This is a genomic window from Polaromonas sp. P1_G2 (assembly GCF_056405515.1).
This window is the reverse complement of sequence record NZ_JBFUBY010000274.1, coordinates 1-9,955: the sequence shown is the minus strand read 5'-3', so window position 1 is coordinate 9,955 and position 9,955 is coordinate 1. Positions and strand designations below refer to the sequence as shown.

Here is a 9,955-nt window from a genome sequence, read left to right as displayed (position 1 = left end):
GTGCTGGTCGGCTCGGAAGCCGCCGGCAAGACCCACGGCCTGAAGCCGCGCGCCCGCATCGTGGCCGCAGCGCTCAGCGGCGCCGACCCGACCATCATGCTGACCGGGCCCATGCCCGCCACGCGCAAGGCCCTGGCCAAGGCCGGCCTCACGGTGGACCAGATCGATTTGTTCGAAGTCAACGAGGCCTTTGCCGCCGTGGTGATGCGCTTCATGAAAGAGATGAAGGTGCCGCACGACAAGGTCAACGTGAACGGCGGCGCCATCGCCATGGGCCACCCGTTGGGCGCCACCGGCGCGATGATCCTGGGCACGCTGGTTGATGAACTGCACAGGCGCAAGCTGCGCTACGGCTTGGCCACCTTGTGCGTGGGTGGCGGCATGGGCATTGCGACCATTGTGGAAAGAATCTGAACGCCATGAAGACCATCCAGTACCAGATCGAAGGCGGCATCGCCACCATCACCTTCGACGAGCCCGGCTCCCCCGTCAATACCATGTGCCGGCAATGGCAAGACGACCTCAGCGAAGTCACCGCCCAGGTGGTGAAAGACAAAGCCGGCCTCAAAGGCATCATCCTCGCCTCCGCCAAATCCACCTTCTTTGCCGGCGCCGACCTGAAGGCGGTCATGCGCCTCACGCCCGCCGACGCGCCCAAAGCCTATGCCGAAGTCGAGCGCGTCAAGAAAAACTTCCGCACGCTCGAAACCCTGGGCATCCCTGTCGCCAGCTGCCTCAATGGCACGGCGCTGGGCGGCGGCTGGGAGGTGGCGCTGGTCGGCCACTACCGCGTGGCGGTGGACGACAGCAAGACACAGTTCGGCCTGCCCGAGGTGACACTGGGCCTGCTGCCAGGCGCCAGCGGGGTGACCAAGATGACGCGCCACCTGGGCCTGATGGGCGCGCAGCCCTACCTGGTCGAAGGCAAGACCTTCAATCCGCGCCAGGCACTGGAGCTGGGCCTGGTGCATGAACTGGTGGCCGACGCCGGCGCGCTGCGCGCCAGGGCCCTGGCGTGGCTGGCCGCCAACCCGCAGGCGCAACACCCCTGGGAAGCCAAGGACTACAAAATCCCCGGTGGCACACCCGCCAACCCCAAGATCGCCGCGGCCCTCAGCGTCGCGCCCGCCATGCTCAAGAAGCAGACGCGCGGCCTTTACCCGGCGCCCGAGGCCATCCTGGCCTGCATGGTCGAAGGCACACAGGTGGACCTCGAGACAGCCTTGCGCATCGAGAGCCGCTACCTCGCCAGGCTCATGACCGGCACGAACGCCAAGGCCATGATCAACACCTTCTTCTTCAACATGAACGCCATCAAGAGCGGGCAGTCGCGCCCGCCGCGCGTGCCCAAGTTCCGGCCCAACAAGGTCGGCATCCTGGGCGCCGGCATGATGGGCGCGGGCATCGCCTACGCGCAGGCCAGCCGGGGCATCGCAACCGTGCTCAAGGACGTGAGCCAGGACAAGGCAGAGGCCGGCAAGGCCTACAGCAGCAAGATCACCGCGCCGCGCGTCGAGAAAGGCCGCATGACGGCCGCCGAACAAAGCGCCCTGCTCGCGCGCATCAGCGCGACCGGCCTGGCCGTCGACCTGGCCGGCTGCGAGCTCATCATCGAAGCCGTGTTCGAGCGCCGCGACCTCAAGGCCAAGGTCACGCAGGAGGCAGAACCCCTGCTCGCGCCCGGCGGCTTCTTTGCCTCCAACACCTCGACCCTGCCCATCTCCAGCCTGGCCACGGCCAGCGACCGGCCTGAGAAGTTCATCGGCATCCACTTCTTCAGCCCGGTCGACAGGATGAAGCTGGTCGAGATCATCCGCGGCCAGCAGACCGACGACGAGACCGTGGCCCGCGCCTTTGACTATGTGCAGGCCCTGGGTAAGATCCCCATCGTCGTCAACGACTCGCGCGGCTTTTACACCAGCCGCACCTTCGGCACCTTTGTGATGGAAGGCGCGGCCATGCTGGGCGAAGGCATTCCCGCCGCCGCCATCGAGAACGCCGGCATCCAGGCCGGCATGCCCGTGGGCCCGCTGGCCGTGCTCGATGAAACCGCGCTCTCGCTGAGCGTGCACGTGCTGGACCAGACCCGCACCGACTTCAGCGCCGAAGGCAAAACCTACACCGCCACGCCCGGCGAACTGCTGGTCGAGCGCATGGTCAAGGAATTGCATCGCCCCGGCCGCGCGGCCGGCGGTGGTTTCTACGACTACCCGCCAGAGCCCGGTGCGAAGAAACAGCTGTGGCCCGAACTCAAGCCTTTGTTCGAGAAGCCCGGCGCTGCCTGGAATATCGAGGAACTCAAGGACAGGCTGCTCTATCGCCAGGCCGTGGAGACCGCCCGTTGCCTCAGCGAAGGCGTGCTCACCACGGTGCACGACGCCAACATAGGCTCCATCTTCGGCATAGGCTTCCCGGCCTGGACCGGCGGCGCCATGCAGTTCATCTATGGCATGGRGCTTGAGGCTTTTGCCCGGCACTGCGCGGAACTGGCCGCTAAATTCGGGCCCGGCTTTACGCTGAGCGACGCGGTCAAGGACGCGATACGCAAACACCAGCCGGTATATTGAGCGGCCTCACTCCCCCTCTCCCATTCACCTCAACTTTCTCCATTTCATGCCAAGACTCCACAACAAGATCAGCCTCATCACCGGCGCCGCCCAGGGCATAGGCCTGGCCACCGCCCTCAAGTTCGCGAAGGAAGGCGCCACCGTCATCGTCTGCGACGTCAGGCAGGCCGGCGTCGACGACGCCGTCAAACAATGCCAGGCCCTGGGGGCCCAGGCCGTCGGTTATGTGATGGACGTGACCCAGCGCGCCATGGTCGACGCCGTGGTCGGCAAGGTCAAAGACCAGTTCGGCCGCATCGATGTGCTGGTCAACAATGCCGGTATCACCCAGGACGCGCGCTTGCAGAAAATGACGCTGGAGCAGTTCGACAAGGTGATCGACGTGAACCTGCGCGGCGTCTTCCATTGCGCACAAGCCGTGGCCGACACCATGGTGGCCCAGGGCAGCGGCGTGATCCTCAACGCAAGCTCCGTCGTCGGCATCTATGGCAACTTCGGCCAGACCAACTACGCCGCCAGCAAATTCGGCGTGATCGGTTTCACCAAAACCTGGAGCCGCGAACTGGGCCCCAAGGGCGTTCGCGTCAACGCCGTCGCGCCGGGTTTTGTCGCCACGCACATCCTGGACACCATTCCAGAGAAAGTCCTCAAAGAGATGGAAGCCCACGTGCCCCTCAAGCGACTGGGCCAGCCCGAAGAGATCGCCAATGTCTACGCCTTCCTCGCCAGCGACGAGGCCAGTTATGTCAATGGGGCGGTGATTGAGGTGTCTGGGGGGATGTCGGTTTAGGCAAAGGCGAAACCGTTTGGGTACCCCAGCAACCAAACATCAACTAGTCACCTTTCAATACAYAAACAGAAACGTCACCGTTATCGTTCAACAAAAGCTTCTTCTCAAAAAGTCGGGCATCCAGATGCTTGTATCTAATGCCCTCACTGTCTACGGCCTCCAGCGCCATCGTCAGGACCGAGCTTTCAACGGAATACTTGAAAGGCCACGCGCCCATGCCAGCCCTCCTTGAATGGAAATAAGTGCCGGTTCCATCCGCATGGAGCTTGATCACGACCTCCATGAATCCTTTGACACTTTTCTGATCAATCCACTCGCCATAAATTTCAGCCGCTAAATGAACTTCACTGGTGCTTGGCCAAAGCTCTCTCAATTCCTCCTGGCTCGGCGCTTTAATTAACTTGTTTGCGGCGTCTACGGTTTTTGACAAGATCGATGACATGGTTTTCTCCTAAGGTAATAAAACGGGTACGGGCCCGCAAACGATTCCAGATATACAGCCAGCAAAGGGCCCCTCGGGCCAGGAGCTGCCGCCCAGACTCCTAGGCATGACGTATCACGTGCAGTTCGAAAATCCAGTCATGAAGTCGTACATTCACGTTGATACCGCTGGACTCCCAATCAAACCAGCCAATCTCACTCAGGTCTTGGTTGTATCCAAGCTCGCGCAGTAAGTCCGTGAAGTGCTTGTGCATGCGCGCTTCCGGGAGTTCGGTGCGCAGCTCCAATTCAAGGCTCTGTTTGTTGCCTGGCGCGTTCCATATATTGATGCGCAACTGATCGTCCAGGTCACGCGCCGTCAATACTTTTCCCTCTATGCCAACCCGAAACTCATGGCCAGTCCAATCGGGCAGGGCCGCAATGTGGCTTATCAATTCCGCATAGGTGTGCCCCAGCATCTGGTCCAAACCAACGGCATCGATGAGGCCCATGGGAAGATCGGCAGGCAAGGCATCCACGAGCCCGCGCAAAGGTGTGCTGAGGAATGCCTTGTTCTCTTTTTGAACCTTGCGGCGCAGCTTTTCGTCCGCCTTGGGATCAATTCTCTGGCCCTCATCCAGCGGCTCATACGACGCGGTTTGCAAAACCCCCTGCGCATCGCAAACCCATTTGGCCATCCACGTGAAGCCCTTGCCGGCCGCTTCCAAGCCATCCACAGGCAGGCTGTGCAGCAGTGCCAACAGGTAGGCCGCCGCGTCGGCCGTGCCGTTGTCCGTGCCACCCAGCTCGACGCTGAGCTTCTTGCTACCGCTGACCTGCAGGTACGCGCTGGCATCTTCCAGAGCGCCGCATACCGCATCCAGAAATGGAACTCCGGCAGGGCCGTATTCCGAGCACGGCAGCAGCAGCGCGGCGACTAACGCGTGCGCCTCTTTTTTGCTGCTCGGTGCGCCATTGAGTGCCACGGTAACTATCTGCCGCACGGCGGCATAGTCATCCTCACCAAGTGCCGAGGCCAACTTGGCGATGAACTCGCGCGCGGGCTTCTCCGCGCTGGCGATTTTTATCTTGACGGTGAACTGCTCGGACATGTGGAAACCTGTTCCTGCGTGGTTGGCTGATGGAGCCGCTCAGGCCCCATCACTTCGAGTGAATAACTGTTGACGCCTACAACAAGCCGTATTGCTTGAAAAGAGCCTCCCAGGCCGCCGGATCAACGTCATCGCGATAGTTCATGGCCTGCTCAGCGAATGTCTCCGCCAATGGCTCGCCGCCTACCTCGTCCGGTATAGGCGCGCCCAGTTCCAGCAGCGTCCTGGCATTGTCAACGCGACCTTCCGTCACGCCCATTGACGCTTTTGACCTCGGAAAACCAGTCTATCGATTGCCGGTCATTCATCCACACAATCACATCCAGTGCAGCGTGCTCCACGGCGGTGCAGAGAACAGCCACCCTATCCTGATCTTGGTATTGTGTCTTCAGGGTATCAACGTCGTTGTGCTTCGCGGACTCGACCACGACTTCATCACGCGACAGGTTTTCATRGAACCCTTCAGGCGCGATCAACAGCGCACCCTGCTCCCTGAAAATCCGTGCGAGCAAGGAATATCCGTCACTCTCAAACGAGTGCCAAATGGGGCTGCCGCACTGGGTGACGGGATTCAGGTTGCTCTTGCACCTCTCAACGACCCACCGGCAGGTTTCGATGGCTTCGAATTCTGCTGATGACAGGACAATGTGCAATACAGTTTCGCCGTCGGTGTTGGTTTCATAGGGGTCGAATCCCAGAGCACAGAGCGCTTTCAACACTGGCAGGTTGCACCAATATGCCGCACGGATCGTGAGTGGCGCGGGATACTGTCCAATACGGCGATTTTCACGAATGACGCCTTGTTCGATTAAATACAGTGCAATAGTGGATGCCTCCCGGAGCATCAAGCCTTCGAGAATCTCGTCGTCAAGCGTTACTCTGGCCACGTCAATCTGAGGGATCAGAGCTTCGGCACGCTTGAAGTTCCTGTTGGCGAGCGCCCGCTGGAAGTCCGAAGTCGGGTCAGGTAGCGCAATGGACTGAAACTCTTTGAGAAAGATAGCTTTCTTCTTGGTCTGTTTTCCATCCGCATAGAGTTCGACCTCGTTGTAGTCGTCGGCTCCGACATGCAGTTTGACCATGTGCGCGCCGAGTTGGAAAAGGGCCGAAAGAATGGGCCTGTATTCCGAGCGATTCCCAGCATAAAACTGCACGCTCACTACATTCCGATAGCGCCGAAAGCGCTCCACGGAGAACTCATTGCGCGCGCCGGGCAGCGATGCGCCCAGGCTTTGAAGCACCTTGTCAAAATACGAGTCCGTCGCACCGAGTTGTGCAACGACTCTCTGGTCAAAGGATTCCGCATCTGCTTCCGCCTTGAACAGGATCTCCGCGCTGAAATCTTGCATCTTCTAGTCTTTCATGAGTGAGATAAAACGCAGGCTTGCCGAGAATCTGACGCTCTCGGGTGGACCCAGATATGCGTGAATCCCTGTAGGCCTCACTTGTGAGCGCGCCACCAGATCGACAGTTCCTGGGCGTCAGGCCGGTTCTGGATGGTGGTCATGACGTCCAGCAGCCGCTTTGCATAAGGTGGTGCATCGTCGGCAAACGAGTTGACCTGGGACTTGCTCAGCGTCCTCTCTCCGGTCAGGAAGTCGTGCGCGTTGCCGCACAGGCCGTGCACATCGCCCACGACCTTCTTATTGAGGCTCTTGAGGTGCCCCAGGCTCTCACCGAGATAGGCCACCTTCAGGGCCAGCATCAGCACGCCGTGGCGCCAGTACCAGAAGTCCTTGAGTTTCTCCTCGGTAGCGGTAGCATCGTGCACCAGGGTGTTGCCGTCATGGCCACTGTCGCCCCACTCACTCGAAACCGCCACCTCCTGGGGCTTTTTCTTGAACGACAGCAATTCACCCAGGGGCAGCAGCGCCTGCTGCTCGTACAGCGCCATGGCCCAGGTGCTGTCCTCGCCGCCGAATTTGACGAAGCCGCCGCTGCGCACGTAGGGCGCGAGCCGGTCCAGCAGCGCATACAGGTCTTCGTCGATTTGGTCCCAGCTGATGTTGGTGATGCGCAGCCCCGACCGGCTGCTGGTGACTTCGCAGAACTGTTGGGCAAGGTAGTCGGCCGCCGAGGTGGTGGCCGCATCCAGCAGGCCCTGCGCCCCCAGATCCTGGCGCATCTGCTTGGCTGCGGCGTGGCGGATGGTCAGGTCGATGTGTGTGACTTGTGCGTGTAGGCCCATGGTGCTTCCTTTCAATTTAGATCAGGTGGCTGATGGAGCCGCTCTGGCCCCATCACTTCGAGTGCATCACTACAGATACTTGAGAATCCAGGGCAAATAGTCTTTGCAGCGGCTGGATCCCAGGTCGGCCCCCATTTGTATGTAGTGCCTGGCTTTCTCCAGATCTTTGGGCCATTGTTTTTTGACTCGATCAAAGTGCGTGTAAGTGGTGCCCAGCAGCCACATGGCCTCCGTACTGCCGCGCTCTGCGGCCTGGATAAACAATTTCTCTGCTTTATTCGCGTCGCGCTCCAAGCCATTGACGTTATGCAAGCACAGCAAAGCCAGGATATGCAAAGCATCCGCGTCGCCTTGCGCGGCTTGCTCTTGCGCCAGAGCTTGCAGTTGCTTCCAATGGAATGCACTGGGGCTTATCCCGTCCTTGTACAGGGCGTAGATTCGCGCGATGGGGAGCTTTGCCAGATCGGGGAAGCGCTGTAGACGAAATGAAAACCGGTTCGGATGCAGTGTCAGCACGGCAGAAATATTTCCCGCCGCCCAATGCAGGCACGCGTATTGTTCATCGGTACCTGACTCACCCAAAACTTCACGATACAAAGGCTGCGTGATGGCTTGCTCAACGTGGGCCAGCGCAGCGGCGTAGTCAAAATTCCAGGAACCCAGTTGTTCATTGATGGAAATGATCTCGAACCCGTTGATTCGCCCCAGATGCGGGCTTTCCACTTCGTCTGGCGACAACAACGTCTTGCTCAACATCTCGAGATCAAAGCGATGATCCGAATACTGGGTATCGGTCTTCACCCGCTTTAATGCAGCAAGCTTGTCAATGATGTGCGAAAACGAATGCATCATCACGCCATCGTCCTGCAGCGATGACACCAAGCGATTGAAGTCGCCCCCCAACGTGTACTTGAACTGCTTGATGAGAAAACCGCAAGACGATTTCTCGGCGGCGGCATTGCGCTTTGCATAAACCTCTGCAGAGTCTTCGTCGCCCGGGAGCTTGTGCTTCACCAGCGTCAGCTTGGCATCATCCTGCGTCCACTTCGCGGACCAGCCGTGAAATGACTTAGCCGTCGCATCAAACGCGGTCACACCAACCGAAGCCAGCCATACCAAGAAGAATACGCAAAAGCCATCGGCATCACGGTCTGTTCCGTCCAGCTCCACGCGCAGTTTTTCGGCGCCATCGAGCACGACCTCCAACTCCGTGGCCAGGGTTGCCTCATGCAAGGCATCCACCACATTGAACTGATAACTGGTGTACGGGGCGTGCGGCAGGAAAATATCGGGTGGCAACTTGTCGGTCGTCAGCGCCGACTTGGCGAGCGAAGATTCCGATACCAATGCCAGCAAGGCACTGCCGTCCTTGCTGTTCACCGCCGCAGCAAAGCGCGAAAGTGCCCGCAGGGCTTCAGGGCTTACTTTTTTGGCCGTGATTTTTAAAGAGAATGATTCAGACATTGATAAGCCTGATTGACTTCAATTATTTGGGCTGACTCACATTGAATGTGTATTTATTCGCGCAATACAAAATGATGTTTTTCGGATTGCTCAGGCAAAGATAAAAGTTCTTTGCATTGCCTTGGGAGCTGTCACATGACTTCACGTCAATGGTGTCCCGGAGGGCGTTGAATTTTTTGTTGGCGTCGGCAAGCTCTTGCCTGGTGATGTATCCGTCATTAAAGTTGACTTCGCCCTGAAGCATGGATTGGTCCAGGAAACGCCAAGTGTCTTTGACCGCTTTGGGGCAACTCAATTCTTTGGCGTTCTCTTCGCCATTTTCGAACAGTGCCTTCGCCATTGCGGATGCCATGGCGGCGGTCTCTTCCGAGACTRTTTTTTCTTTTGCATGCGGTTTGACATAGACCTCATCACTGACTTTGCGAAAGACGAATTCGATACCAATCACGGTGGCCTTCATGACCTGCTTATCGAGCTGGCTGATATTCACAATACCAGAATCAATTTCCAGCAAATGACCGTCGGTAATGTAGAAAACGGACGGACTCATGGAACGAATTTTTCCGTTCGCTGAATACGTCACCTGCGTCATGTGATTGCCGCTGAATTCCCATCGGTCGTCTACGTCATCGGAGGGGTTGCCGTTGTACGAGACAATTTTCCAACTACCTTTGAGGGAGCCTTCATTCACTTCGAGGGCGAACGCCGAGTTTGCCAATAGCACCAGCATCGCGGCGATAACTTTCAACATGATTTGTGTTCCTTAACAGGTTATAGGAGAAGAATAGTCGCGCATTGAGCGAGGCTTCTCGGCGCTGTTGCTCTTGATTTCTAGGGTGAATGATTCAGGCATGTGAGTCTCCTTCAGGGCCGACACAGCCGCTGAACTAAATCGTCTGACAATCCAGCATCTTTCAGCCCGTATTCGGAGCCATGAAAGACCAATCCCATCGCACGCAAAGCGATCGGCACCTCCGAGATGTTTGCGGGCACATCCTCCTTGTCGTGCCAGCGCACCCACAAACCGTTGCCCGAAAATAACTGTTCAAACGCCAGTGCTTTGATTTTGAGCAGCCCAAAGAACTCCAGTGCTTGCGCGCTGCGCCAGCAACTCAAACTGCGCCTGTATCTGTTCACGTGTCGCGCGATCAACAAACAGTATTGATAGCTGCGTTTCATTAAGGGACATACTTTTATCCTTGAAGCTTGAGCGAAATAATCCGAACCCGAATTCAGATGATCACAAAGGTTCAGCAAGTCGCGCTTCAATCGTCTCCAGCATGTTCACCGCATCCACCCCTTTGTTGCTGCGCTTGATGTGATATTCAAGCAGCGTCTTCGCCAACTCCAGGCGCGCTCGGGTGGGCGTCCAATGGGGCATGAGAATTTCCGCCGCGGCGATATGGCCTTCATC

Annotated in this window: 10 protein-coding genes and 1 pseudogene; 3 read left to right on the top strand and 8 right to left on the bottom strand. The window is 58.3% G+C overall.

What is annotated here, in order from left to right; genetic code table 11:
• The 3 genes and pseudogenes from AC1D0P_RS21170 to fabG form a co-directional block, all read left to right on the top strand.
• Positions 1–414 (top strand): annotated as a pseudogene (locus AC1D0P_RS21170) (acetyl-CoA C-acyltransferase); the annotation flags it as partial.
• Positions 415–419: 5 nt separating this feature from the next.
• Positions 420–2,567 carry a 3-hydroxyacyl-CoA dehydrogenase NAD-binding domain-containing protein gene (locus tag AC1D0P_RS21165; RefSeq protein ID WP_477678551.1) on the top strand — a complete coding sequence of 716 codons (2,148 nt, stop codon included), beginning with the start codon at positions 420–422 and terminating at the stop codon, positions 2,565–2,567.
• Positions 2,568–2,613: 46 nt separating this feature from the next.
• Positions 2,614–3,357: a 3-oxoacyl-ACP reductase FabG gene (gene fabG / locus AC1D0P_RS21160; RefSeq protein ID WP_477678550.1), complete on the top strand. Its 744-nt coding sequence runs from the start codon at positions 2,614–2,616 to the stop codon at positions 3,355–3,357.
• A 43-nt stretch (positions 3,358–3,400) separates the two neighbouring features.
• On the opposite strand, the gene AC1D0P_RS21155 is transcribed toward fabG, so the two are convergent.
• From AC1D0P_RS21155 to AC1D0P_RS21120, 8 genes are all read right to left on the bottom strand, one after another.
• Positions 3,401–3,799, bottom strand: a complete 399-nt coding sequence (locus AC1D0P_RS21155) for a hypothetical protein (protein WP_477678549.1) — start codon at positions 3,797–3,799, stop codon at positions 3,401–3,403.
• 100 nt (positions 3,800–3,899) lie between these two features.
• Entirely contained in the window at positions 3,900–4,889 is a 990-nt protein-coding gene (locus AC1D0P_RS21150; protein WP_477678548.1) for a hypothetical protein, read from the bottom strand.
• Between the two features lie 76 nt (positions 4,890–4,965).
• The gene (locus AC1D0P_RS21145; RefSeq protein ID WP_477678547.1) at positions 4,966–5,148 is read right to left on the bottom strand and encodes a hypothetical protein; all 183 of its coding nucleotides are present in this window, start codon (positions 5,146–5,148) and stop codon (positions 4,966–4,968) included.
• Positions 5,123–6,238, bottom strand: a complete 1,116-nt coding sequence (locus AC1D0P_RS21140; protein ID WP_477678546.1) for an ankyrin repeat domain-containing protein — start codon at positions 6,236–6,238, stop codon at positions 5,123–5,125. The genes AC1D0P_RS21145 and AC1D0P_RS21140 overlap by 26 nt, the downstream gene beginning before the upstream one ends.
• Positions 6,239–6,330: 92 nt before the next feature.
• Positions 6,331–7,077, bottom strand: coding sequence for a hypothetical protein (locus AC1D0P_RS21135; protein WP_477678545.1), 747 nt, complete (start codon positions 7,075–7,077; stop codon positions 6,331–6,333).
• A gap of 69 nt (positions 7,078–7,146) precedes the next feature.
• Positions 7,147–8,541, bottom strand: coding sequence for a tetratricopeptide repeat protein (locus AC1D0P_RS21130; RefSeq protein WP_477678544.1), 1,395 nt, complete (start codon positions 8,539–8,541; stop codon positions 7,147–7,149).
• A gap of 22 nt (positions 8,542–8,563) precedes the next feature.
• Positions 8,564–9,292 carry a hypothetical protein gene (locus AC1D0P_RS21125; protein WP_477678543.1) on the bottom strand — a complete coding sequence of 243 codons (729 nt, stop codon included), beginning with the start codon at positions 9,290–9,292 and terminating at the stop codon, positions 8,564–8,566.
• Positions 9,293–9,405: 113 nt separating this feature from the next.
• On the bottom strand, positions 9,406–9,720 hold the full coding sequence (locus tag AC1D0P_RS21120; protein WP_477678542.1) for a hypothetical protein: 315 nt from the start codon (positions 9,718–9,720) through the stop codon (positions 9,406–9,408).
• Between the last annotated feature and the right edge of the window lie 235 nt (positions 9,721–9,955).